Below are 24,310 nucleotides of genomic sequence, written 5' to 3'. Positions count from 1 at the left end.
GCGGAATGTGTTTTGGGAGAGCGAGAACGTACCGTAGGACCATGACCGAACCCCTCCGGACCCTGGTGCTGCCTCCCCTCGGATCGCTCCCGCTCTCCCGCGCCGATTCCGATCGCGACGGAGTCGCGAGGGTCACCGAGGGGCTCCTGGATCGCCTCTGGGAGACACCGGAGACCAGGGTCCTGACCCTCGTCCGGGGCAAGGCTCCCGTGACCGCCGACGCCTTGCTGCTGCTGGCGCCGTCCGACGTCCAGCGACCCGAGCTGGTCGTGTATCTGGGCCGGATCAACGAGGGTGCGGTGGACGCCGGGGCGCCCGTTGTGCTCGCGGTCCTGCCCGAGGAGGACCCCGCGATCGCCCCCACGCAGGGGTGGCTGGGGCTGCGGGAGATCGCCGCGTCGCTGGACGCCCGTGACGCGGGGCTCTTCGTCGAGGCTGCGGCGATCGCCAACTGGCATGCCACGCACAGCCACTGCCCGCGATGCGGCACGCCCACGGACGTCCGCGACGGCGGATGGGTACGCCAGTGCCCGAAGGATTCATCACAGCACTACCCGCGGACCGACGCCGCGATCATCGTCTCGGTCGTGGACGACGACGACCGCCTCCTCCTCGGCTCCGCCGTCGCCTGGCCCGAGGACCGGTACTCGACGCTGGCCGGGTTCGTCGAGCCCGGGGAGTCGCTCGAGGCTGCGGTGATCCGGGAGGTGGGGGAGGAATCCGGCATCGAGATCCAGTCGCCGGAGTACCTGGGCTCCCAGCCCTGGCCCTTCCCCGCGTCGCTCATGCTCGGCTTCACGGCGCGCGCGGTCACGACCGACGCCGTACCCGACCGCGACGAGATGCGGTCGCTCCGCTGGTTCACGAGACAGCAGCTGTTCGCGGAGGTGCGTGACGGCACCATCGCCGTCGCAGGTGGTGTCTCCATCGCGCGCGCCCTGATCGAACGCTGGTACGGCGGACCGCTGGACGAGGAGCCGTCGGAGGCGCGTCCCTAGTGTCCGAACTGCTGCTCGAGGACAGCATCCTCGAAGGACTGGACGACGAACAGCGGACCGTGGCCAGCACGCTGAGCGGTCCGCTGTGCGTCCTCGCCGGCGCGGGGACGGGAAAGACCCGGGCCATCACCCATCGCATCGCCTACGGCGTGCACACGGGGGTCTACAAGCCGCAGCAGGTCCTCGCGGTCACCTTCACCGCTCGGGCCGCGGCGGAGATGCGGACCAGGCTGAGGGATCTCGGTGCCGGGGGGGTCCAGGCACGGACTTTCCACGCCGCGGCGCTCCGGCAGCTGCAGTACTTCTGGCCGCAGGCCGTCGGCGGGCCGCTGCCGGCCCTCGTCGACCACAAGGCGCAGCTCATCGCCGAATCTGCCCGGCGACTGCGCCTGTCGACGGACCGCGCGGCGATCCGCGATGTCGCCGCGGAGATCGAGTGGGCGAAGGTGTCCATGCTCACGCCCGACGCCTATACGGCCGCAGCGGCGGGCCGGGCGGAACCCGCGGGGATGGACCTGATCACGGTGTCCCGCATCTTCTCGACGTACGAGGACCTGAAGATCGACCGCAATCTCATCGACTTCGAGGACGTCCTGCTCACCACCGTCGCCATCCTGGAGGAGGACGAGAAGGTCGCCGCCACGGTCCGGGCCCAGTACCGTCACTTCGTGGTGGACGAGTACCAGGACGTCTCCCCGCTCCAGCAGCGGCTCCTCGACATGTGGCTCGGAGAGCGCCGCGAGCTGTGTGTCGTGGGTGACGCGAGCCAGACGATCTACTCCTTCACGGGCGCCACCTCCCGTCACCTGCTCGACTTCACGAAGCGGTACGAGGGCGCGCAGGTGGTCCGGCTCGTCCGGGACTACCGCTCCACCCCCCAGGTGGTCCGGGCCGCCAACACGCTGCTGGCGGCAAGGAGCAGCGAGGCGGATCGCCGGGCCGTCAACACCACGTGGTCGGCTCCGCTCGAACTCGTCGCCCAGCGGCCGGCCGGCCCCGAGCCGGTGTTCACGGAGTGCAGTGACGACGAGGCGGAGGCCGCAGAGTGCGCGAGGCGGATCGGCGTCCTCCTCGACCAGGGCGTCAAAGCCAGCGAGATCGCGATCCTCTACCGCACCAACGGCCAGTCGGAGGCGTACGAGCAGGCTCTGGCGAATGCCGGCATCGGCTATCAGCTGCGCGGCGGAGAACGGTTCTTCCAGCGCCGTGAGGTCCGTGACGCCCTCCTGCAGCTGCGGGCGGCGGCCCGCACCCAGGGGGACGACGACGTCCCCCAGCAGGTCCGTGACGTGCTCGCGTCGCTGGGCTACACGTCGGTCGCGCCGCAGAATTCCGGAGCCGTGCGGGAGAAGTGGGAGTCGCTGGCCGCGTTGGTCGGACTGGCCGACGAGCTCAACCGGGTGCGCGGGGCCGAGTCCTTCACCCTGCAGACGTTCGTCGCCGAACTGGAGGAGCGAGCCGCGGCCCAGCATGCTCCGACCGTGCAGGGTGTGACGCTCGCATCGCTCCACTCCGCCAAGGGACTCGAGTGGGACGCCGTGTTCCTCGTCGGGCTGAGCGAAGGGCTCATGCCGATCTCCTTCGCGGACACGCAGGAAGCCGTCGACGAAGAACGCCGCCTCCTCTACGTCGGGATCACCCGCGCCCGGGTCCACCTGGCGCTGTCCTGGTCCACCTCCCGTTCGCCGGGCGGGCGGGCGAGCCGGAAGCCGTCGCGTTTCCTCGATGCGCTCCGCCCCGCGACAGCCGGGCAGGCGAGCTTCCGCCAGCCTCGAGCGAAGTCGACGCGCAAGTCCTCCGCACCAGCGGTGTGCAGGGTCTGCAAGCGACCGCTGCTCACCGGCGCCGAGCGGAAGATCGGGCGGTGTACCGAGTGCCCGGCAAGCTACGAGGAGGAGACGTTCGAGGCGCTCAGGGCTTGGCGGCGGGAGGAGGCACGGGAGAAGGAGGTGCCGGCCTTCGTCGTCTTCACCGATGCGACCCTCATCGCGATCGCCGAGGCGCGCCCACAGACACTCGACGAGCTGGGCGAGCTGGCGGGGATTGGATCGTCGAAGCTGGAACGCTACGGCGAGGCCGTCCTCGAGATCATCAGTGACGCCTCCTGACCCTGCCCGGCCGGACCTCGCAGCGCCGTTGCCGGTCGTCGTCGTGCGATCGGCCCGCAGACGACGGACCGTCAGCGCGGACATCAGAGACGGGGTCCTCCGGGTCTCGATCCCGGGCCATTTCTCCGCCTCCCAGGAGAAGCACTGGGTGAAGCGGATGGTGGAGCGCATGGCGCAGAAATATCCGACGGCGCCGCCCGTCGAGAGCGACGCCCCCGTACCGGACCTTCTCCTGCGCGCCGAGGAGCTGGCGCGCAGGTTCCTCGACGGGCGGGGTGTCCCGGCGCGGATCAGCTGGGTCACCAACCAGAACTCCCGGTGGGCCTCGGCGACTCCCGCGCACCGAACCATCCGCCTCTCGCATCGCCTGCAGGGGATGCCGGACTGGGTGGTGGACTACGTGATCCTGCACGAGATGGCCCACCTGATCGAGCCGTCGCACAGCCCGGCCTTCTGGCGCCTGCTGACGTCCTATCCCCGGACGGAGACGGCCAAGGCCTTCCTCGACGGAGCAGCCTTCGCCGCCCACCGCAACCTGATCGATACGGGCGGCGGGACCGGACCGACAGCTCACTCCTGAGGAGCGGCTGTCAGGAGTGTGGAGCGCCGCCGATCCGGCATGCCGTGATCGGCGTCCGGATCAGCGGTTCGACCCGCCGTCGTGGGCGTCGGGGTCCTGGCTACCGTTCGGTTCCTCTCCGGCCCTGGGGGTTCCGTCGGGCTCCTGCGCAGCGTCGGAGGCCGTTCCCCCACCCGTCTCCTCGACCGTCCCGGGATCGTCGGCGGCGGCATGAGCGCTATTGTCCTCCGCTTCAGCCGCGCCGCTGTCGGATGGCTCTGCCGCGGGCTCGAAGCCACCTGAGAGGAGTCGCTCAAGGGCCGCATCGACGTCCGCGTCGGAGGACTCCAACAGTCTCCGGCGCTCGGAGAATCCGGCGGGATCGTCGAGGTCCTCCGCGTTGGGCAGGAGGTCGGGATGCTGCCACAGGGCGTCACGGCCTTCGATGCCGCGCTCGGTCGTGAGAAGTGACCACAGGGCCGCCGCATCCCGCAGTCGCCGCGGTCGCAGTTCCAGTCCGACGAGGGAGGCGAACGCGTGCTCGGCCGGTCCGCCGGTCGCCCGGCGGCGGCGCACCATCTCGCGCAGGGCACCGGCCGAGGGTAGGTTGGCTGCTGCAGCCGCCGTCGTCTCGTCCACCCAGCCCTCGACGAGGGCGAGAGTGGTCTCGAGGCGCACCAGCGCCGCGTCCTGCTCCGGCGTGCGCTCGGGCATGAAGACGCCCTGCGAGAGAGCGCCCTGGAGACTTTCCGGATTGGTCGGGTCGATGTCCCGCGCGGCTTCCTCGATCTTGTTCATGTCGATGTGGATGCCGCGGGCATAGCGCTCGATACTGCCGAGCAGGTGCCCGGTCAGCCAGGGGATGTGGGTGAACAACCGGACATGTGCGGCCTCGCGCACGGCCAGGAAGAGCTGCACCTCCTGTTCGGGGATGTCGAGTCCCTCGCCGAAGGCTGCGACATTCGCCGGGAGGAGCGCCATCCGGCCGTCGGCCAGCGGGACCCCGATGTCGGTGGAGCCGACCACGTCCTTGGACAGAGCGCCGACGGCCTGCCCCAGTTGCATGCCGAACATCGCACCTCCGACGTTCTGCAGCATGGACGCCGGCCCGCCCATCATCCCCATCATGGACTTCATCTCCTCCGGCAGCTGCTCGGAGATCACATCGGACAGGGCCTTCGCGATGCTCGTGGCGACCGGCTCCGTGAGCCGCCGCCAGGTCGTCATCGTCGCCTCGACCCATTCGGCGCGCGACCACGCGCGGCCGAGCTGGCCCGTGCTCGGGAAGTCGGTGACCGGATCTAGCCACATCTCGGCCAGCTTCAGGGACTCGTCGACGCTGCGTCGCTGGAGTGCCGTGACCGATGGATCGTTGTCGGAGGCGGCAACGCGTCGGGCCTGGTCGTGGGCCATGGTCCAGTTGACGGGCCCCTCACTGGGCGTGGAAAACATCGCCTGGACCTGCTGCATCATCATCGCCATGGCTGCCGGGTCGGAGGGCAGTCCGGCTGCCTTCGCGATCTCCTGCGGGTCGAACCCACCGGCGCCACCGCCGAACATCTTCGACAGCATCTCGGACAACGGGTCCTGGGGCGTGTCGTCGTCGCCGTTCGAGGGGTTGGATGGGTTGGTCACTGATACCACCGGTCCTGGGAGTAGCTTGGCGGGTCCGGGCATGAACGGCTGTGCCATCCGCGCCGGCTGTGGGGATCACGCTACCGGCCACGGGCAGCCGGTGTCCCGCGCCCCGTGTGTCGTTCGCTGAGGGCAAAGACGCGCCCACACCTGCGCCGGCGTCCTGGTGGCCGGGCGATGTCTGCGCACGGATCACGAGGCGTGTCGGTCCGGGCGTCTATTCTGAGAGAGCCGGAAGGGTGCGCACAGCGCCGCAGCACGGCATGCCAACAGAGAGAAGCGCAGTGACGCAGCCTGTCCACTTCGAGTCCTACAGCCCCGAGGAACCGACCCGCCCGAGGGACCCGCGTTTCCGCGCCATGGCCATCTCCGGCGGACTCGCCGTGGTTCTGTCGGCGGCTGCCGTCCTTCTTCCCGCGCCCTACGTCATCGAGGCGCCGGGCCCGACGTTCAACACCATCGGCGAGGTCGACGGTCAGCCGCTCATCACGGTGGCGGGCAGGGAGACGTTCCCGCCGGAGGGTGAGCTCGACCTCACGACCGTCTTCGTCAGCGGAGGTCCCAACGGGCAGGTGAACGTGCTCGACACCCTCCGTGCGTGGGCCGATCCGGTTGAGAACGTCGTCCCCGAGCAGCTCGTGTATCCGGAAGGCACGACGCCCTCGGACGTGCAGGAGCAGAACGCGGTGGCCATGACGTCGTCGCAGGAGTCCGCGATCGCCGCCGCCCTGTCGCACGAGGACATCGACTTCACCGAGGAGCTGTCCGTCGCCGGCTTCGCCGAGGACTCCGCATCGGAGGGGATCCTGCGGTCGGGTGACGTCCTCCGCAGCGTCGACGGTCGCCCGATCGAGGACATCGACGTCCTGCGGTCCACCCTCGCCGATGCAGGGGGTGCTCCGGCCGAGCTGGCCATCGTGCGGGAGGGAGCCGAACAAACGGTCACCGTGACGCCGAAGGAGTCGGAGGCGGGCGGCTACCAGCTCGGGATCGTCCTGTCGTCGACGTTCGACTTCCCGTTCCAGGTCACGATCCAGCTCGACAACGTGGGTGGGCCCTCGGCCGGCACCATGTTCGCGCTCGGCATCATCGATACGCTCACGGAGGGGGACCTGACCGGCGGCAGGCACTTCGCAGGAACCGGCACCATCGACTCCGCGGGAGCGGTAGGCCCGATCGGGGGGATCGCGCAGAAGCTGGTCGGAGCTCGATCCAGCGGCGCGGAGTTCTTCCTCGCTCCGGCGGACAACTGCGGGGACGTCGTCGGGCACATCCCCGACGGGCTCACCGTCGTCAAGGTGGAGACACTCGACGACGCTGTGCAGGCCGTCGAGTCGTTGGGCTCCGGCGGCGACGCGTCTGGATTGCCCTCCTGCTGAGTTCGCAGCAATCGCCACCACGGCAGGTGCTGCAGGTTCAAGCCCTCCGACGACACGGTTCGATGACGATCCTCCGCCTCCGGCGATCAGCGGGAACCTAATTGGTCCGCCTGATCGTGGACAGGGCAGAATGAAAACACGAAGGGCGTGACTGCGCGCTGTCTTCTGTCCGTGTGCGGGCTGGGGGAGCGTTGTGGAACACCGGTCGTCGTGACCCGCAGCAGCTAACGATGAGGTAGATGTGACATCCGGACCAGACCGTCCGTTCGGCAGTAGGCCGAGCCCAGCAAGTGCAGCAACGAGCCGGCGCCGCAGCCCGCTGATACCGACCATCATCGTCGTGGCGGTGATCGTGATCGCGTTCGTCTACCTGTCCCAGGTCTACGCCGACGTGCTCTGGTACCAGCAACTCGGGTTCCTCGAAGTGTTCGTGACGGAGAACCTGTCGCGGATCGTCCTCTTCGTCATCGCGTTCCTCGTCATGGCCGGAGCCGTGTTCTTCAGCCTCCGCATCGCGTTCCGGAGCCGCCCGATCTACGCCCCGGACAGCGCCATCCAGGACAACCTCAACCGCTACCAGGCGCAGCTCGAGCCCATTCGCCGGCTGCTGATGCTCGGGATCCCGGTGGTCCTCGGAGCGTTCGCCGGAACGGCCGCCTCCTCGCAGTGGCAGGAGGTGCTGCTGTTCCTGAACCAGGAGCCGTTCGGCAAGCAGGACCCCGAGTTCGGCATGGACTACGCCTTCTACATGTTCACCCTGCCGTTCCTGAGCTTCGTCCTCGGGTTCCTCATCAGTGTGGTCATCATCAGTGCCATCGCGACGATCCTCACGCACTACCTCTACGGGGGCATCCGCCTGGAGGAGAAGGGGCTCTTCACCACGAAGGCCGCCCGCATCCAGATCGCCGTCGTCGCTGCACTCTTCCTCGTCCTGCAGGGCGTCAACTACTGGCTCGACCGCTACGACACCCTGCTCAACCAGGGCACCTGGGCCGGCGCCCTCTACACCGACGTCAACGCGGTCATCCCGACTAAGGCGATCCTCGCGGTCGCCGCGATCATCGTCGCGGTCCTCTTCGTGGCGTCGGCCTTCATCGGCCGCTGGCGCCTCCCGCTCATCGGCACGGCGATGCTGATCATCACGGCGCTGCTCGCCGGCGGCGTCTACCCGGCAGTCGTGCAGCGCTTCCAGGTGCGCCCGTCCGAACTCAGCCTCGAGAGCCAGTTCATCGACCGCAACATCGACCTCACCCGGGAGGCCTACGGGCTGGACCAGGTGGAGGTGGAGCCCTACACGCCGGAGGCAGTCCCGCAGGCGGGAGCGCTCGGCGACGACGGGGAGACCACTGCCAACATCCGCCTCCTGGACCCGAACCTCGTCTCGGACGCCTTCAGCCAGCTGCAGCAGTTCCGCCAGTACTACCAGTTCCCCGAGACCCTCAACGTGGACCGGTACGAGATCGACGGCGAGGTGCAGGACACCGTCATCGCCGTCCGTGAACTTGACACCAACGGTGTCCCTGACGGGTGGGTCAACGAGCACGTCTTCTACACCCATGGCTACGGCGTGGTGGCGGCAGCCGGTTCGACCGTCCAGCCCGACGGCCGTCCGTCCTTCCTGCAGTCGGGTATCCCCAGTACGGGAGTGCTCGGCGACGAGTCGACGTACGAGCCCCGCATCTACTTTGGTGAGGATTCACCCGAGTACTCGGTGGTCGGCGCTCCCGAGGGCCAGGCACCGGCGGAGATCGACCGTCCCCAGAACGAGAACTCCGACAATGAGTCCCGGACGACCTTCAGCGGTGAGGGTGGACCGGATGTGGCCAATGCCTTCAACCGTCTCGTCTATGCCCTGAAGTTCCAGTCCACGGACCTGCTGCTCTCGGACCAGGTCAACAGCTCGTCGCAGATCCTCTACGACCGTGATCCCGTGGACCGCGTGCGCAAGGTGGCTCCGTACCTGACCCTTGACGGCAACAGCTATCCGGCGATCGTCGACGGCCGCGTCAAGTGGATCATCGACGGCTACACGACGAGCGCGAGCTTCCCCTACTCGACCGAGCAGGAGCTGGAGTCGGCGACACAGGATTCGCAGACCGCGGAAGGGCTCGCCACGGCACTGCCCGCCGAGCGCGTCAACTACATCCGCAATGCCGTCAAGGCGACCGTGGATGCCTACGACGGCTCCGTCAACCTGTATGCCTGGGACGACCAGGATCCGGTGCTGAAGTCGTGGCAGAACGTGTACCCCTCGTCGTTGAAGCCCTTCAGCGAGATGTCGGCCGATCTCATGGCCCACGTCCGCTACCCGGAGGATCTGTTCAAGGTGCAGCGCGAACTGCTCGCCCGGTACCACGTGACCGACACGGACGCCTTCTACAACAACAGCGAGGCCTGGAACGTACCGGGTGACCCGGGCCAGACTTCCGACGGGCAGACGTCGACGGCGCTCACCGACCGCCAGCCGCCGTTCTACCTGACGCTGCAGATGCCGAACCAGGATCAGGCCGCGTTCTCCCTCACCACGCCGTTCATCCCCTTCGTACCGGCGGGGCAGACCCCGAGGAACGTGCTCTACGGATTCCTGGCCGCGAACGGTGATGCGGGAACCGGCGAGGACGGCGTCAAGAGCGAGGACTACGGACGCCTGACGCTCCTCGACAGCTCCGGCCAGGATTCCGTGGTGGGCCCGGGCCAGGCGCAGAACCTGTTCAACTCGGACACCACCGTGTCCCAGGAGCTGAACCTGCTGCGGCAGGGCGCCTCCGAGGTGATCAACGGGAACCTGCTGACGCTGCCGATCGGCGGCGGTATCGCCTACGTGCAGCCCGTGTACGTGCAGTCCTCCGGCAGCTCCTCCTTCCCGGTCCTGCGTCGCGTCCTCGTGAGTTTCGGTGACGACGTCGGATTCGCACCGACCCTCGCCGAGGCCCTCGACCAGGTGTTCGATGGCAACTCGGGCGCCACCACGGGCGACGAGGAGAACGTCGGAGCCACTCCGGAGGATCCGGCGACGCCCGCTGAAGGTGGGGACGAGGGGGCGACCCCTGCTCCTACGCCGACGCCGGGAGCAACCTCGGGTGCCACCCCGCCGGCGACGAGCGGCGATCCGGCCGCGGACCTCCGCACGGCGCTCGACGACGCGAACACGGCCATCCAGGACGGTAACGCCGCCCTGGCAGCCGGCGACTTCGCCGCCTACGGTGAAGCGCAGGACCGGCTGCAGGATGCCCTGCAGCGCGCGCTCGACGCCGAAGCGCAGGTCTCGGGCTCAGGCGAGTAGTCCTCAGGAGCCCGGGCACCCGCTCGATTTGCCTCCTGGCCCCGCGGCCGGTAACGTTAGTTACACGCCGCGGGGTGGAGCAGTTCGGTAGCTCGCTGGGCTCATAACCCAGAGGTCACAGGTTCAAATCCTGTCCCCGCAACGGAGAAGAAGTCCGGTCCACCTGAGGGTGGGCCGGACTTCTTGCTGTGCAGGGAAGAGATCCGGCGGTAGCGACCGACCAGCGATCGCGTCGCGGCACCCGGGCCCCTGCCGCAGTCGCACCGTCGGCCTCGATGATTCCGCCGCCGACCGACCCGGAGTGGTGCCGGGCACGCCCTGCGCGTCCTTGCGCCGCCCTGCGCGTCCTTGCGCCGCCCTGCGCGTCCTTGCGTCGCCCGGTGCGTCCTTGCGTCGGCCTGCGCGTCCTTGCGCGGTCCTGGACGTCCTCGCCCTGCCCTGGGCCGCCCTGCGCGTCCTTGAGTCGCCCGGCGCCGCCCTGCGCGTCCTTGCGTCGCCTGGTGCCGCCCTGCGCGTCCTCGCGCGGTCTGGACGTCCTCAGGACTCCGAGAGCGCCTTGTACGCGCTGAGGGCGCGCTCCCTGCTCTCCTTGAGGTCCACGACCGGCGCCGGATATCCCGGTGCGGAGCCCTTCCACGGTTCGTGCACGTTCTCGGCGTCCGCCAGCTCCGGGACGAAGCGCACCAGATAGTCGCCCTTCGGGTCGAACTTCTTGCTCTGCAGGACGGGGTTGAAGATGCGGAAGTACGGGCTGGCATCGGCGCCGGAACCGGCCACCCACTGCCAACTCGCGGCGTTGCTGGCAGCATCGGCGTCGACGAGGCAGTCCCAGAAGAACTTCTCGCCGACCCGCCAGTCGATCATCAGGTTCTTGATGAGGAAGGATGCCGTAGCCATGCGGACACGGTTGTGCATCCAGCCGATCTCCCACAGTTGCCGCATCCCGGCGTCGATCAGCGGGTACCCCGTGCGTCCCCGCTGCCATGCCTCGAGCTCCGCCTGCGTCGAGCTCTCCCAGGTGAAGGCGTCGAATTCGGGACGGTAGTTCACCGTGGCGAGCTCGGGATTGAAATACAGCAGCTGCCAGCTGAACTCCCTCCACCCGAGCTCTGATCCGAAGACGCGGATGTCCTCGGCCGTGGAACTGTCCTTGTGGTCCTGGGCGGCGTGCCAGACCTCGAAGGGGCTGATCTCGCCGAAGCGCAGATGAGGGGAGAGCATGCTCGTGCCGTGGACGGCCGGGAGGTTCCGGCTGTTCTTGTAGCCCTGCGCAGCGCCGTCGAGGAAGTCATCGAGCCGCTCGTGCGCGCCGGCCTCACCGGGCGTCCACGTGTCCCGGAGGCCCTGGGCCCAGTCGGGTTCGGTGGGAAGGAGGCCCCACGCAGGGAGCTCGTCGGAGTCCAGGCCGGGTCCGTCGGGCGATGAGAGCGAATCAGGCGCCGCCAACGGCGCGCGGGGGGTCCTGAAGGTGAGGCAGGCACGCCAGAAGGGCGTGAAGACCTTGTACGCCTGGCCCGACCCCGAGGTGACCTCCCACGGTTCGTACAACAGGTTCGCCTGGTAGCTCGTGGCGTCGACGCCGCGGTTGGTCAGGGACGACTTGAGGGACGAGTCTGCTGTACGCTCCGCGAGCCCGTACCGCCGGTTCCAGACCACCGCGTGGGCACCGCTGTCCTCCACGAGTCGGTGAATGACGTCACCGGCGGCGCCGCGGCGGAGTACGAGCGGGACGCCGAGCTGGTCGAGGGAGGCGCCCAGCGCCGAGAGGGAGTGGTGGAGCCACCATCGGGAGGCACCGCCGAGGGGACGAATGCCCTCCGTCTCCTCGTCGAGCACGTAGCAGGCGACGACGTCGTCCCCGCTGTCCGCGGCCGCGACCAGCGCGGGGTTGTCGGAAATACGGAGATCGTCGCGGAACCACACCAGTGTCACAGCCATGGCCTCAATCTAGACCGTGCCACCGACGCGCCGGACAGGGCGGACGGCAGGGGGATCATGGCTGCGCGGCCATGATCCCCCTGTGCTATGCAGGCGCCACGGCGCCCCTACCGATCAGTAGGTGGTCTCGCCCGTCGTCGATGGCGTCCCGTCGGCGGCACCGCTGCCGGTACCCTGACCGATCGCCGACTGCGATCCGGAGCCGGACTTCAATGCTGCGAGGCGCGCCTCGATCTCCGTCTGCTCGCCGAGGTCCTCCAGGCTCTCGAACTGCGCATCCAGGCTCGACGACGCAAGCTCCTGCTGTCCACGGACCTTGGCCTCCTCGCGCCGGATCTTCTCCTCGAAACGGCCCACCTCGCTGGTGGGGTCCATGAAGTCGATGCTCTTCACGGCGTCGTGCACCTGCTGCTGCGCCTGGGCGGTCCGGGCCCGCGCGATGAGCTGGTCGCGCTTGACGGTCAGCTCGCCGAGCTTGCCCTTCATCTGGTTGAGGCCGTCCTTGAGCTTGTCCACGATCTCGGTCTGGGACGCGATGGTCGGCTCGGCGCCCTTTGCCTCGTTCTCGGCGGCCATCTGGCGCTGGATCGCGACCTTGGCGAGATTGTCGAACTTCTGGGCGTCGGTGGTGTCGCCGGTCCCGCGGTACTCGTCCGCCTTGCGCGAGGCGGCAAGGGCCTTGTTGCCCCAGCTCCGTGCGTTCTCCACGTCCTCGTTGTAGTCGTCCTGCATCATGCGGAGGTTGCCGATCGTCTGCGCGACGGCACTCTCGGCCTCGGCGATGCTGTTGGTGTAGTCACGGACCATCTGGTCGAGCATCTTCTGCGGATCCTCCGCCTGATCGAGCAACGAGTTGATGTTGGCTCGCGTGAGCTGGGCGATCCTGCCGAAAATTGACTGCTTTACCATTGATTTTCCCTTTCGATTCTTCATGATGGTCTATGCCCTGCAGGTGGGGGAGCGGCTAGAAGTCGCCTCCTCCACCGCCGAAGTCGCCGAAGCCGCCGCCTCCGCCGTCGAATCCGCCGAAGCCTCCTCCACCGAAGCTGCCACCGCCTCCGTCGAACCCGCCCCCGCCGTCGCCGCCGCCGAAGCCGCCGCCTCCGAACCCTCCTCCACCGAAGCCCCCTCCGTTGAGGATGGAGCCGAGGAGAATACCGCCGAGCAGCGCGCCTCCCATGCCGTCCCCGCCACGGCCGCCGTACATGCCACCCATGCCCATGCCGCCGCGCCCGAAGCCTTCCACGTCCTGCTCGGCGAGCTGGGCCGCGTGATCGGCGAGGGTGGCGGCCTGCTGGGCGTGGGACAGGGCGGTCACCGGATCGGACCGCTGCAGATCGAGCGCGTGGTCGAGGTTCCGCTCCGCCTCGGCCAGGCGTGTTCGTGCCTCGCTGCCGACGCCGCCCCGTCGAGCCCGGATGTAATCGGCGGTACCGGAGATGCTGGACTGCGCAGCGATGATCGCGTGCTGGAGCGAGTCCTGCGCACGCCGGGCATTCTCCGCCTGGTCACGGACGCCACCGAGAGCGGCGTCGAGCTGCGCGTGCGCCGCCTCGAGCCGCTGCAGCAGGGCCAGGGGATTGCTCCGCGCGCTCTGGCGCTCCTGCCGGACGGTGGTGACGGCGGACTGCACGGCGGCGATCGGCCCGGCGAGGTCCCTGTACTGCCCCGTCCGGTCCATGGCCTGGGCCTGCGCGAGGTCCTGCTCCGTCTCGGGGAGCGCGCGCTCGAGCTCGCGCTCCGCTGCAGCCAGTTCCTCGGACCGCTTGTCGATCGCGTCGAGCAGGACGGTGCTCTGGTGGACGGCCTCCTCGGCGGCACGGACGGCGACGACGGCGCGGCCGGTGTCACCCGCCGCCATGCGCGACTGCGCCTCGGTCGCCGCGCTGTCCACGAAGGAGAGGCGCTCCCGAGCCTGTTCGATGTTGTCGGCCACCTGGCTCGTGGCGGTATCGGGGTAGCGCCCCTGCAGCGATCTGAGGCTCTGCTCCGCGGCGCTGAAGCGACGGCGGGCCTGCTCGGCGGCGGACTCCGCGCCGGCGAGCGCCTCGGGCGCGTTCCGCTCGAGCTCGCGCAAGGCGTCGAAATCGGCCTTGTGCGCCTGCAGGGAGGAGTTGACGTCCTCACAGCGGCGGATGATCTCGCCGAGCCACTCGCGCTGCTGCTCCTCGGTGTCGGGGATGTGGTCGTCCAGCTGCTGCTGGAGCTTGAAGGATTCGCTCATGTGGCCCTTCGCGGCCGCGATGTCCTGCGAGAAGGTGGTGATCGCCTCGGCGCCGTACTGGGCCTCCGCGAAACCGAGCTCCTGCTCGCTCGACTTGATGGCGTCGTCCGCCGCGACGAGCAGGCTGCCGGCGCGGGTGCGGAGGTCCTCGACGCTCAGTCCGGCCAGGGGATCGACGACCTCACCGTTCGCCGACGGGACCGGCCCGTAGCCGTACTCCTCGCGATTGCGCTGCGCACTGTTGCCGTTGCGGTTCTTCAGCAGCAGGTAGCCGCCTGCGCCGGCGACGGCGACGAGCCCGCCCACGAGGACGAGGCCTCCGAGGGCTCCGCCGCCGGAGGAGGTGCCGGTGCCCGACGACGAGCCGCCGGTACCTCCATCGGTGGTGCCACCCCCGGTGCCGCCGGATCCCGACAGGGCCTCGGACGTGCCCTGGACTGCGGCCAGGCCGGCTCCTGCGAAATCCCTACCCTGCCGCAGCTCCGGTTCGATGTACTCGCTGTAGATGGCCTGGCCCTGTCCGCCGACTGCTGAACCGCTCCCCACGACGTAGGTGGCAGCACCTTGCTCGACGGCGATGGCCAGCAGGCCCTCATTGGACGTCTCGTCGTTCAGCTGGGCCGTGGTCGTGGCCCAGTCGTTACGATCTGAGGGATTCTCGAAGGTGTCGACATAGGCGACCCGCACCGTGAAGCCCTCCTGCGAGCGGAGCTCCTCGATCGCGGCCTCCAGGTCGGCCTCCTCGCTGTCCGAGAGCGCATCCGCGGCGTCGACGACGTAGTCGCGCGCGGAGAAGGTGAGCGGCTCGTCGGCGACAGCCGCCACGCTCGTGAACAGTGGGACGGCCACGACGGCGCCCACGACAGCAGAGACGCAGATGCGCCTGCTCGACATTCGCATTTTCGACCCTTCAGCACGTCCCCCGAGCCGCACCCGATCCCAGGACTGGGGTCGGCGGATGCCGGAGGCTCCCTGTCTTCCCGATTCTATGGTTGGGGTAGGGGAGCGTCCACCACGACTCCTGCGCCCCTAGCGAAAGCGCAGCGGCCTGCCGCGAAGCCACACACCGGGTAGGCGCAGGCCGGGGAGTGACCGGATCGCACTCCTTCCGGCGCCGTCTCCCCCTGCGCATCCCCTCGTGGTCCATGTCTGCCCGGTACGCACGAATGCCTCGCGGTGGACCATGCGAGCATTGCGCCCTCGAAAGCGGAGGATACTGGGTGCGGACGTGTCGGTTCAGGCATTCGAGCAGGCGAGAGGTTCCAGCAACCTCCCAGACACTGCACAGCGAATGTAAGCGTGACGCTCAGCAGCCGTTGCCATGATGTGGTCAACAGCAACGAAAGGACTCCCCGTGAACGAGCAGCCAGGCTCCCAGGGCAACCCGGAACGCCCCCTCCCTCCTCAGCCGCAGACCCCGCCGACATGGGGGACGGGCTGGAACCGGGGGGAGAGTTCGAACCACCAGGGCGCAGACGGAGGCGGGGCCGCGTCACACGCGCAGCCCGAGCCGCAGAACCCGCCGGCCCACGGAGCAGGGCACACCGGCGAGGCCTACCCTGAGACGGCCGCGCAGCAGGTATCACACCCGCGCACGGCCCAGCACCAGGCGGCACCTCTGCCCGCGCAGGCAGCCGATCCGCGGCAGCAGGCCTTCCAGCAGGCGCAGGCCGTGCCCCACCCGGCCTACGCGGGCCACCAGCCCTTCTACGGCGAGCAGAGCGGGTACGGCCGGCCCGGTCAGCCCTCGAACGGTCGCGGCACCGTGAAGGAGCGCAAGCGCGTCGGCCTCGCCACGTTCGCCGCGGGCGTCCTCGTCGCGGGGCTCATCGGCGGTGGTGTGGCCACCGCGGGCGTGAATGCCCTGGACGGAGGCACGACGGCGGCAACGAACCAGTCGGCGCCCGAGTCGGTCGTCGTCAACAACACGGATGACGTGAACACCATCACGGGCGCGGCCGTCACCGCGTCACCGAGTGTCGTCACGATCGCGGTGAGCGGAGGGAGCGCCAGCGGATCCGGATCGGGCATCATCCTCGACACCGACGGGCACATCCTCACCAATACGCACGTCGTGACTCTCGGCGGGCAGGTGTCCGATCCCTCGGTGGAGGTCAAGCTGAACGACGGACGTGTCTTCCCCGCCACGGTGGTCGGCACCGATCCGCTCAGCGACCTCGCCGTCATCAAGGTGGACGCCCCCGACCTGAAGGCAGCCACGCTCGGCAACTCCGACGAACTGAACGTCGGTGACACAGCGATCGCGATCGGTGCTCCGCTCGGACTCAGTGGCACCGTCACCGACGGGATCGTCTCGACGCTCAACCGGACCATCAGCGTGGCGTCCTCCGCGGTTCCCGAGGAGCAGCCCGACAGCAGCGGCTCCGAGGACGGTGAGGGCTTCAACTTCCTGCCGCCGGGAGGGTCCGGCGGTCAGCAGACCCAGTCCCAGGGTTCCATCTACCTGAACGTCATCCAGACGGACGCCGCCATCAATCAGGGCAACTCGGGTGGCGCGCTGGTCGACGCCGACGGCCGGATCATCGGGGTCAATGTGGCGATCGCCTCGGCGGGATCCGGCGAGTCGACCGGCAACATCGGCGTCGGCTTCTCCATCCCGATCAACTATGCGGACCGCATCGCCCAGGAGATCATCGCCGACGGCGAGGCCACCCACGGGTTCCTCGGTGTCAGTGTCACGGCTGCGGCCGGCGACGGCTCGCAGTCGGACTCGTCCTTCTCGTCGGGCGCGCTCGTCGAGTCGGTCGAACCGGGATCCCCGGCGGAGGGCGCCTCCCTCGAGGTCGGCGACGTCATCACGAAGGTCGGCACCTTCACGATCTCCGATCCCCAGTCGCTCACCGCGGCCGTCCGGATCCAGACCGTCGGCCAGCAGGTACCGGTCGAGATCATCCGCGGGGGTGAGAGCCGCACCATCGAGGTCACGCTCGCGCAGGCTCCCACGCCCTGACCTACCCCCAGGGCGGTTCGACCGAGGTCCGACCGCCCTCCGTACGGGTCGGCGGTCCCGCTGCACACCGCTGACCGCTTCCAGCAGCACCCCGGAAGCACCCCAGAAGTACCGCAGAGGTACCGCAGAAGCACCGCGAAGAGAAGGCGGACCCGGATCAGGGTCCGCCTTCTGTTCGTCGGACCGGTGCAGGCGCAGTGCCGACGGCGGATCCGGCCCGCGCCTGCGCCCGGGCACAGGCGTCACCGCGCTGTGGTTAGCTAGGCGGTGGGAAGATCCCCGAACGAGGAAGGTCATCAATGGACGAGGCCCCAGCAAACGGACTGCACATCGCGGTCCTCGTGAAGCATGTTCCCGACGCCCAGTTCGACCGGCACATCAGCGGTGACGATCTGACGACGGTCCGTTCGGAGAGCATCCTGTCGGAGCTCGACGAGTACGCCCTCGAGGCGGCGCTCCAGCTGGTCGAGACGCACGGGGGACCAGCATCCGGCCATCGCATCACGGCGATCACGATGGGGCCCGCAGGCGCCGTCGCCGCCGTGAAGAAGTCCCTCCAGATCGGGGCCGACGACGGTGTGCACCTGACCGACGAGGCCCTCGGCGGCTCCGACGCCTCCGCCACCTCAAAGGCCCTCGCAGCCCTCCTGCGGCACGTCGGTCCCTTCGACCTGATCCTCACCGGCATGGCCTCCACGGACGGGGAGACCTCCCTCGTGCCCGCGCAGCTCGCCGAGCGCCTCGCCCTGCCCCAGGTCACCTTCGCCGCCTCACTCGACCTCACCCCCGGCGACGACGGCTGGAAGCTGGCGGCCCGTCGCGACAACGACACCTTCGCAGAGACGATCGAGGCCCCGCTTCCCGCCCTGGTCTCGGTGACGGATCAGATCAACGACCCCCGCTACCCCAACTTCAAGGGCATCATGGCGGCCAAGAAGAAGCAGATCCAGGTCCTGTCCCTGACCGACATCGGCCTCGAACCGGCCGAGGTCGGTCTCGAGGGATCGTGGACCAGGGTCGAGGCCGCCGCGCCGCGGCCGCCGCGCACCCAGGGTGTCCTGATCACGGACGAGGGCGACGCCGGTATCCGGCTCGTCGATTTTCTCGCCGGCCAGAAGCTCCTCTAGTCCGATGCTCGCCTTCCTTCCCGGAGTCCGCCCATGACCACAGTCCTCGTCTTCCTCGACCACGCCGGAGCGAGCCTCGCCAAGAGCGAGCGCGAGCTCCTCTCCCTCGGTGCCACGCTGGGCGACGTCGTCGTCGCCCTCGCGGGGGAGGCCGAGCAGGCCTACCTCGACGGCATCGGCTCCTACGGGGTCGGGGAGGTCTACCGCCCGGACTCCGCCGAGGCGTCCGACGTCCTCGTCGCGGGCAAGGCCGTCTTCCTTACGGAGGCGGTCCGTGCCTCGGGCGCGGAGATCCTGCTGCTTGGGAACTCCTACGAGATGAAGGAGATCGCCGCGCGGGTTGGCGTCCGGCTCGAGTCCGGTGTCATCACGGACGTCGTCGCCCTCGCGGGGGACCTGACGGCGACCAAGGCCGATTTCGCCGGGTCCTATTCCGTCGACTGCCGCGTGACCACCGGGATCGCCGTCCTCACCATCAAGCCCAACAGCGTCGAGGCGACCGAGGCCGGGCTCCCGTCCCCGCCCCGCGAGGTGCGGATCCCCGTGGAGGTCCCCGAGGCGGTCGCCAGGATCACCGGGCGGACGGACAAGCCGGTGAGCGGGCGCCCCGAACTCGCGGAAGCCCGGGTGATCGTCGCCGGTGGGCGCGGGGTGGACGGGAACTTCGGACCGCTCGAGGACCTCGCCGACGCCCTCGGCGGTGCGGTCGGTGCGTCCCGCGCGGCGACCGATGCCGGGTGGATCGAGCACTCGGCGCAGATCGGGCAGACGGGCAAGACCGTGTCCCCGCAGCTCTACATCTCCGCCGGGATCTCCGGTGCCATCCAGCAGAAAGCCGGGATGCAGACCTCCAAGGTCATCGTCGCGATCAACAAGGATGCTGATTCTCCCGTGTTCGAGATCGCGGACTTCGGGATCGTGGGTGACCTCTTCACCGTGCTGCCCCAGGCCACCGAAGAGATCCGGAAGCGCGGGCTGTAGGGCATGGCCGAGGACGGACAGCCTGCCGCGCCCCGCCGGGTCCTGGTGTTCGCCGCCCATCCTGATGACATCGACTTCGGCGCCTCGGCGACGATCGCGTCGTGGACGGCCGGTGGCGCTTCGGTGGAGTACTGCGTCCTGACCGACGGCGACGCCGGCGGCTTCAGCGATGAGGATCGCCCGGGCATCGCTGCACTCCGGCGGCAGGAGCAGCGTGCAGCAGCAGCGCTCGTGGGCGTGCAGGAGGTGACTTTCCTCGGCGAGCCGGACGGGTACCTCGAACCCACCGACGCCGTCATCCGGGAGATCGTCCGGCGCATGCGCGAGGTCCAGCCCGACGTGGTGCTCTCCATGCACCCGGAGCGGAGCTGGGACAGGATCCAGAAGAGTCACCCGGATCATCTCGCGTGTGGCGAGGCAGTGACGAGGGCCGTCTACCCGGCCGTCGAGAATCCCTTCGCCTACCCGGAACTGGAGGCGGCTGGGCTGCACAGCTATCGGGTGCCCTGGCTGTGGTTCTACGGATCACCAACCCACCACGAGAACCGCTTCGTCGACGTCACCGGCAGGGAGGACCAGAAGATCGCGGCGATCACCGCGCATCGCAGCCAGCACCCCGATGTGGACCGCATGCAGACCCGGGTTCGTGCCTTCCTCCAGGACAATGCCCGGAGGGGCGGACTACCCGAGGGCCGCAGTGCCGAGGCCTTCCACGTGGTCGGCGTCAACACCGATAAGACCATCGCGGGCTTCTAGTCCGTCCGGTCAGACGCCTGCCATCCGTCGTCCCGTCCACGTGAACCTGTTCCCGCCCGCCGGCAGGGAGCTGCCTTCCCTGTGGGCAGTGCGAATGGACTGCCCACGGAATGAGAAGAGCCCCGCCGATGACCCGGCGGGGCTCTTCTCAGGTGCTCAGCGTGCTACCAGCCGCCGTGGTCACGCTCCGAGCGGGATCTGGGCGACGATGGGGAGCGTCGGTACCTCGGAGCCGCCCTCCGGCTCGACCGTGATGGCCAGGGCACTGAATCCGCTGATGTCGGACACCTCGGTGACCTTGCCTCCCGAGACGTCCTCGCCGGTCATGGTGCTGACCGAGATCGGGGCCGTCCCATCGGCAGGGACACGCCACATCTGGTAGACGAAGCCCTCGGCAGGAGCGGGAACCCCGGTCAGCGTGACGACGGCGGCGTCCTCCTCGCCGGAGACCGCGAGTTCGGCGGTGCCTCCGGACTGGAGGGTGAGCTCCTCGGTGCGGACATCGGAGGCCTGCAGTACCTGCTGCTCGAGGCTCGTCTGCTGCAGGTTCTGGGCGATGGTCACGCCGCCCACGGCGAGGACCACCGCTGCGGCAGCGGCGACGACCCAGCGGGCTGCCCGGGAGGACATCGATGCCTTGGCTGCCCTGCGGCCGGCCAGTTCATCGGGGACACCGCTGACGTCGGAGCCCCGCGGTGCGGTGGACCCGGAGAGCCCTCCGGCAGTTCCGAAGGTGGTGGGGGCCTCGGGGCCGCCGGTTCGGGCGCCGGGGAGCTGCGCCACGATCCGCTCGAAGAGGTCTGCGGGAGGGTCGATCTGATCCGTGGCGTAGGCCGAGGCGACCGTCTCGCGGCACGTGCGGACACGGTCTGCGAAGGTGACGCCTACGGCCGGATCGACGTCCTCCAGGAACGCTTCGATGACCTGGCGTTCCTCGGCGCTGATGGCATCGAGCGCATAGAGTTCCGCCCACTCGAGCACGTGGCCACGGGCCAGGTCGGTGTCGAGGTCATCTGCAAATTGTCTGTTCATATCCTTGTCCTGCATCTCAGTTCACCCCCAAGCATGTCTTGAGTCGGAGTAATCCATCCCGGATTCTCGATTTGATGGTCGGTACCGCGACGCCGAGTTTCTCAGCCACCTCGCGGTAGGTGAGGCCGCCGTAGTAGGCCATTTTCACCGATTCCTGCTGGGTCGCGGTGAGCGTGTCCAGACACCTCACCACGCTCTCGGCCTCGAGGCGTTGCGTGACGGTGTCGACGACGTCGTCATGATCGATGGTCTGCGTCGCCGCCCCGTACCGCGCTTCACGGTCCGTGGCGCTCTGCTCCGAGCGCACCTTGTCCACGGCCCGCCGATGAGCCAGCGTCATGAGCCAGGCCATCGGACTGCCGAGCGCGGGGTTGAAGCGGTCCGCGGTGTTCCAGACCTGGAGGTAGACCTCCTGGGTCGCGTCCTCGCTCAGTTCCGGATCGATGAGCACCCGCCGGGCGAGTCCGTAGACCCGCTTCGACGTCTGCTCGTAGAACAGCGCGAAGGCCGTGCGGTCCTGCTGCGCGGTCCGCAACAGCAGATCGGTCAGGGTGGGACCGGCGCTGGGATCAACGGCCACCTCGTCCGCTGCGGGTGAGATGGGACTGACCCGGCTTACTCGTGGCGTTTCCATAGGGCTCCAGCATAAAGCGCCGGATGCCTCAAACCGAATAGCATCGGGAGGGTCGTGCCGCGGGGGACGAACCCGTCCCTGCTGCAATAGCACCATCCATTCCTCCGATCGCTGCGGGGCTCTGCCCCGTCACCCATCATTCGAAGCAGGTGCAGCGCCGGATGGCTCGGTGGTGCAGCTACTGCTCCGGCCGGGAGGCGACGGCGATGAGGGAATCGGCGTTCAGGACGAAGTCGTCACCGAGCCGGCCCACAAAGGTGTCACGGACCCGGGCGAGGGCTTCGGCATCGTCCGGGAGAAGCCCCCGGTAGCCGCTGCCGAGGGCCAGCGACCAGGCGTAGTCGGCTTCGAGGGGGACGGCCAGGCCTAGCTTCTCGACCGTGATGTCGGTGAGCCCACGCGCGGCCAGCCACGCCTGAAGACAATCCGCGGAGGCGAGGCGCCGACAGTTCTCGACGAAGACGGGGGCTGCGGGAGGGTCGATGCCCTCCCCGCCCGGCCCCCCGGGCTCGATCCGTTCCGTATCGACGGCGCGAAGGACCTCCAGCAGCAGCTCGCCGAAGGGCTCGAGGGCGCCGTCGTCCCAGGCGCTCATGGCCACCCGACCGCCGGGACGCAGCATCTGCACGATCCGATCCATCCCGGTGTCCATGTCGTCCAGGAGGAAGATCCCGTAGCAGCTGATGACGGCGTCGTACTGCTCCTCGGGGACCCAGTCGGCAGGCTCGACGCGGTGGAACGAGACGTTGCCGAGTCCGAGCGCCTCGGTCTTCACCGCCGCGAGCTCGATCATGGCCGTGGAGCGGTCGATCGCATCCACCCGGCCGGCGGGACCCGCCAGCTGTGCGGCGGGCACCGTGCCGCTACCCGTGCCGGCGAACAGGTCGAGGACCCGCTCGCCCACGAGGATGTCGGCCGCGGCGACGACGGCATTGCTCACCGGGTTCCACACAGCGGGCGCGAGGCGGTCGAAGTCCTCTGCGCCGCCGTCGGGCAGGGTTGCGGCATGGCGAGCGGGCATGGAGGCTCCTAGGCGGGGTTCATCGCTGGGCACCTGCGAAGTCCTGCTGGCGCCAGGCTTCGTAGAGCACGATGGATGCGGTGTTGGCGAGGTTGAGCGATCGGCGCGAGGGGAGCATGGGGACCCGGACGCGGGCGGTGACGCGGGCGTCCTCCTTGACCTCCTGCGGCAGTCCGTCGGACTCCCGTCCGAACATGAGGACGTCCGAGGGCTCGTAGGCGATGTCCGTGTAGGAGACGTCACCGTCGGAGGTGTACGCGAAGACCCGCCGGGGCTGCAGCGCGGTCCATGCGTCCTCGAGGTCACGGTGCACGTGCAGCACCGTGAGGTCGTGGTAGTCCAGGCCGGCGCGCTTCAGCTTGGAGTCCTCGAGGCTGAAGCCCAGGGGTTCCACGAGGTGCAGCTCCGCACCGGCAACGGCGGCGAGTCGAATGGCGGCTCCCGTGTTGCCGGGTATTTCAGGAGTGTGGAAGAGGATGCGGAACACGACCCCATCCTAACTTTCCGCGGCGGCGAGCAGACGCGCGAGCACCGGCAGCTGCACCACGCCCGGTGACGGCCCGGAGGCGAGGAAGGACCGGATGGTCCGGACCGCGGTGCCGGCGTTGACCACCTGGACGAGGCCGGGCGCCGACCGGTCGAATCCCGGGGGGACGTCGATCACCGGGGCGAACGGGTTGTCGGGAGCGCCGTGGATGAGCACCCACCCGGCCACATTGCACTCGGGGAACATCTCCTGCAGGACCCGCACGCTCGCCCCCATGCGGTAGTCGACGGGCCGGCCCTGCTGCCGGAGGACACGTCCGTCCCAGGAGAACGTCCCCGGGGGAGCGGTGAAGGAGTCGATGACCGCCATGCGGTATCCGGCGAGCAGCACATGCCCGGCCTCGGTGTTCTCCCGGTCGTCGAACTCGAGCCCGTTGACGAGCCGCGCCGCCGGATAGGTGGGCAGCAGTGCGCGATCGAGCAGGGCAGCGGTCCGCAGTTCGCCGTCGATGCGCGCCCGGACCCCCGCGTTGAGCCTGCCGAACATGCCCGGTTGCCGGGGGGAACCGTGCAGCTGCTTCCCGGCGAGGATGAGCGGCACGGCAGGCGGGGACGACGGCGAGAAGGGCGGCAGGTAGGTGGCCGGAGCTCTGGCTGCTTCGTCGTCCTCGACCCGGGTGCGGGTGGGTTGTGGCGCACGGGCTGCGCCCGGGCGGCCGGCTGCGGCACCGGGGGCCGGTGGGGCGGCGGGCCGGCGTCGACCCGTCTCGGCGTCGTACCGTTCGCGTCGCAGCGGGTCGCTGAGCGTCTCGTAGGCCACGGCGACGTCGTGGAAGCGTGCCGCGCTCCCGCCGAGGTCCGGATGTGCCGCGCGGGCCGCGCGGCGGTAGGCGTCCTTGATGACCTTCGCGTCGGCTTCGGGAGGCACGCCGAGGACGTCGTAGTAGGACGTCCGTGCTGCCTCTGCCATCGATGGCCCTTCCTGGGGATGTTCGCGCCGACCGGTCATGGTGTCGGCGGTGGCGCGGTGTCGCCTCGCTCCGCCGTCCGGTACCACCCGAGACTAGAGGTCCGCCGGGGGCCGCACAAAAATCCGGACGGAACGGCTGCCCGTGCCGACCCAGGTACAACGGTGCAGTCCGCCGGTAAGTTCTCGGGAGTGACGGGACCCACCCGGC

At 69.1% G+C, this 24,310-nt stretch carries 18 protein-coding genes and 1 tRNA gene; 10 read left to right on the top strand and 9 right to left on the bottom strand.

The genetic code is table 11. The features are described 5' to 3' along the window. The first annotated feature begins 41 nt into the window (after positions 1-41). Genes nudC through FNH21_RS02370 form a run of 3 tightly spaced genes read left to right on the top strand, consistent with a single transcriptional unit; the run spans position 42 to position 3,686 of the window. Positions 42-998: an NAD(+) diphosphatase gene (gene nudC, locus FNH21_RS02380; protein WP_152812036.1), complete on the top strand. Its 957-nt coding sequence runs from the start codon at positions 42-44 to the stop codon at positions 996-998. Beyond that, positions 998-3,106: an ATP-dependent DNA helicase UvrD2 gene (locus FNH21_RS02375; RefSeq protein WP_338403123.1), complete on the top strand. Its 2,109-nt coding sequence runs from the start codon at positions 998-1,000 to the stop codon at positions 3,104-3,106. The genes nudC and FNH21_RS02375 overlap by 1 nt, the downstream gene beginning before the upstream one ends. Further along, positions 3,093-3,686 carry a YgjP-like metallopeptidase domain-containing protein gene (locus FNH21_RS02370; RefSeq protein WP_191931537.1) on the top strand — a complete coding sequence of 198 codons (594 nt, stop codon included), beginning with the start codon at positions 3,093-3,095 and terminating at the stop codon, positions 3,684-3,686. Before FNH21_RS02375 ends, FNH21_RS02370 begins: the two co-directional genes overlap by 14 nt. Positions 3,687-3,746: 60 nt before the next feature. Here FNH21_RS02370 and FNH21_RS02365 read toward each other — a convergent pair whose 3' ends face one another. Further along, positions 3,747-5,342, bottom strand: a complete 1,596-nt coding sequence (locus FNH21_RS02365) for a zinc-dependent metalloprotease (protein ID WP_152813856.1) — start codon at positions 5,340-5,342, stop codon at positions 3,747-3,749. A 242-nt stretch (positions 5,343-5,584) separates the two neighbouring features. Here FNH21_RS02365 and FNH21_RS02360 point away from each other — a divergent pair, with 242 nt between their 5' ends. The 3 genes from FNH21_RS02360 to FNH21_RS02350 all read left to right on the top strand — a co-directional run bounded on the left by FNH21_RS02360 (position 5,585) and on the right by FNH21_RS02350 (position 10,104). Beyond that, positions 5,585-6,679: a YlbL family protein gene (locus FNH21_RS02360; RefSeq protein ID WP_338403122.1), complete on the top strand. Its 1,095-nt coding sequence runs from the start codon at positions 5,585-5,587 to the stop codon at positions 6,677-6,679. 241 nt (positions 6,680-6,920) lie between these two features. Beyond that, entirely contained in the window at positions 6,921-9,962 is a 3,042-nt protein-coding gene (locus tag FNH21_RS02355; RefSeq protein WP_191931536.1) for a UPF0182 family membrane protein, read from the top strand. Between the two features lie 68 nt (positions 9,963-10,030). Then, positions 10,031-10,104, top strand: a tRNA-Met gene (locus FNH21_RS02350). Positions 10,105-10,499: 395 nt separating this feature from the next. Here FNH21_RS02350 and FNH21_RS02345 read toward each other — a convergent pair. From FNH21_RS02345 to FNH21_RS02335, 3 genes are all read right to left on the bottom strand, one after another. Then, positions 10,500-11,900, bottom strand: a complete 1,401-nt coding sequence (locus tag FNH21_RS02345; RefSeq protein ID WP_152812032.1) for a cryptochrome/photolyase family protein — start codon at positions 11,898-11,900, stop codon at positions 10,500-10,502. Between the two features lie 114 nt (positions 11,901-12,014). Continuing rightward, complete coding sequence (locus FNH21_RS02340; protein WP_152812030.1) at positions 12,015-12,809, bottom strand: PspA/IM30 family protein; 795 nt, start codon at positions 12,807-12,809, stop codon at positions 12,015-12,017. A 55-nt stretch (positions 12,810-12,864) separates the two neighbouring features. Continuing rightward, the gene (locus tag FNH21_RS02335; RefSeq protein WP_191931535.1) at positions 12,865-15,024 is read right to left on the bottom strand and encodes a TPM domain-containing protein; all 2,160 of its coding nucleotides are present in this window, start codon (positions 15,022-15,024) and stop codon (positions 12,865-12,867) included. A 454-nt stretch (positions 15,025-15,478) separates the two neighbouring features. Between FNH21_RS02335 and FNH21_RS02330 the strand changes: the two genes are divergently transcribed. The 4 genes from FNH21_RS02330 to FNH21_RS02315 all read left to right on the top strand — a co-directional run bounded on the left by FNH21_RS02330 (position 15,479) and on the right by FNH21_RS02315 (position 19,959). Next, a complete protein-coding gene (locus FNH21_RS02330) occupies positions 15,479-17,095 on the top strand; it encodes a S1C family serine protease (protein WP_338403121.1) in 1,617 nt (538 codons plus the stop codon). A 299-nt stretch (positions 17,096-17,394) separates the two neighbouring features. Next, the gene (locus FNH21_RS02325; RefSeq protein ID WP_191931534.1) at positions 17,395-18,222 is read left to right on the top strand and encodes an electron transfer flavoprotein subunit beta/FixA family protein; all 828 of its coding nucleotides are present in this window, start codon (positions 17,395-17,397) and stop codon (positions 18,220-18,222) included. Between the two features lie 33 nt (positions 18,223-18,255). Next, on the top strand, positions 18,256-19,203 hold the full coding sequence (locus tag FNH21_RS02320; protein WP_152812028.1) for an electron transfer flavoprotein subunit alpha/FixB family protein: 948 nt from the start codon (positions 18,256-18,258) through the stop codon (positions 19,201-19,203). 3 nt (positions 19,204-19,206) lie between these two features. Then, complete coding sequence (locus FNH21_RS02315; protein ID WP_152812026.1) at positions 19,207-19,959, top strand: PIG-L deacetylase family protein; 753 nt, start codon at positions 19,207-19,209, stop codon at positions 19,957-19,959. A 180-nt stretch (positions 19,960-20,139) separates the two neighbouring features. Here FNH21_RS02315 and FNH21_RS02310 read toward each other — a convergent pair whose 3' ends face one another. From FNH21_RS02310 to FNH21_RS02290, 5 genes are all read right to left on the bottom strand, one after another. After that, positions 20,140-20,991 carry an anti-sigma factor gene (locus FNH21_RS02310; RefSeq protein ID WP_191931533.1) on the bottom strand — a complete coding sequence of 284 codons (852 nt, stop codon included), beginning with the start codon at positions 20,989-20,991 and terminating at the stop codon, positions 20,140-20,142. Between the two features lie 16 nt (positions 20,992-21,007). Then, positions 21,008-21,625: an ECF RNA polymerase sigma factor SigK gene (gene sigK, locus FNH21_RS02305; protein ID WP_152812022.1), complete on the bottom strand. Its 618-nt coding sequence runs from the start codon at positions 21,623-21,625 to the stop codon at positions 21,008-21,010. A 178-nt stretch (positions 21,626-21,803) separates the two neighbouring features. Further along, positions 21,804-22,646 carry a class I SAM-dependent methyltransferase gene (locus tag FNH21_RS02300; RefSeq protein ID WP_152812020.1) on the bottom strand — a complete coding sequence of 281 codons (843 nt, stop codon included), beginning with the start codon at positions 22,644-22,646 and terminating at the stop codon, positions 21,804-21,806. Positions 22,647-22,665: 19 nt separating this feature from the next. Further along, the gene (locus FNH21_RS02295; RefSeq protein WP_191931532.1) at positions 22,666-23,133 is read right to left on the bottom strand and encodes a tRNA (cytidine(34)-2'-O)-methyltransferase; all 468 of its coding nucleotides are present in this window, start codon (positions 23,131-23,133) and stop codon (positions 22,666-22,668) included. A 9-nt stretch (positions 23,134-23,142) separates the two neighbouring features. Beyond that, entirely contained in the window at positions 23,143-24,102 is a 960-nt protein-coding gene (locus FNH21_RS02290) for a J domain-containing protein (RefSeq protein ID WP_191931531.1), read from the bottom strand. Positions 24,103-24,310: the final 208 nt, after the last annotated feature.

Source organism: Arthrobacter bussei (assembly GCF_009377195.2).
Lineage (GTDB): Bacteria > Actinomycetota > Actinomycetes > Actinomycetales > Micrococcaceae > Arthrobacter_D > Arthrobacter_D bussei.
This window is presented reverse-complemented; position numbering and strand designations above follow the sequence as displayed.

Excerpts from the sequence above, each read along its gene's own strand:
- nudC (WP_152812036.1), top strand. The coding sequence starts at position 42 with ATGACCGAACCCCTCCGGACCCTGGTGCTGCCTCCCCTCGGATCGCTC.
- FNH21_RS02365 (WP_152813856.1), bottom strand. The coding sequence starts at position 5,342 with ATGCCCGGACCCGCCAAGCTACTCCCAGGACCGGTGGTATCAGTGACC.
- FNH21_RS02345 (WP_152812032.1), bottom strand. The coding sequence starts at position 11,900 with ATGGCTGTGACACTGGTGTGGTTCCGCGACGATCTCCGTATTTCCGAC.
- FNH21_RS02340 (WP_152812030.1), bottom strand. The coding sequence starts at position 12,809 with ATGGTAAAGCAGTCAATTTTCGGCAGGATCGCCCAGCTCACGCGAGCC.
- FNH21_RS02335 (WP_191931535.1), bottom strand. The coding sequence starts at position 15,024 with ATGCGAATGTCGAGCAGGCGCATCTGCGTCTCTGCTGTCGTGGGCGCC.
- FNH21_RS02325 (WP_191931534.1), top strand. The coding sequence starts at position 17,395 with ATGGACGAGGCCCCAGCAAACGGACTGCACATCGCGGTCCTCGTGAAG.
- FNH21_RS02320 (WP_152812028.1), top strand. The coding sequence starts at position 18,256 with ATGACCACAGTCCTCGTCTTCCTCGACCACGCCGGAGCGAGCCTCGCC.
- FNH21_RS02315 (WP_152812026.1), top strand. The coding sequence starts at position 19,207 with ATGGCCGAGGACGGACAGCCTGCCGCGCCCCGCCGGGTCCTGGTGTTC.
- FNH21_RS02310 (WP_191931533.1), bottom strand. The coding sequence starts at position 20,991 with ATGAACAGACAATTTGCAGATGACCTCGACACCGACCTGGCCCGTGGC.
- sigK (WP_152812022.1), bottom strand. The coding sequence starts at position 21,625 with ATGGAAACGCCACGAGTAAGCCGGGTCAGTCCCATCTCACCCGCAGCG.
- FNH21_RS02300 (WP_152812020.1), bottom strand. The coding sequence starts at position 22,646 with ATGCCCGCTCGCCATGCCGCAACCCTGCCCGACGGCGGCGCAGAGGAC.
- FNH21_RS02290 (WP_191931531.1), bottom strand. The coding sequence starts at position 24,102 with ATGGCAGAGGCAGCACGGACGTCCTACTACGACGTCCTCGGCGTGCCT.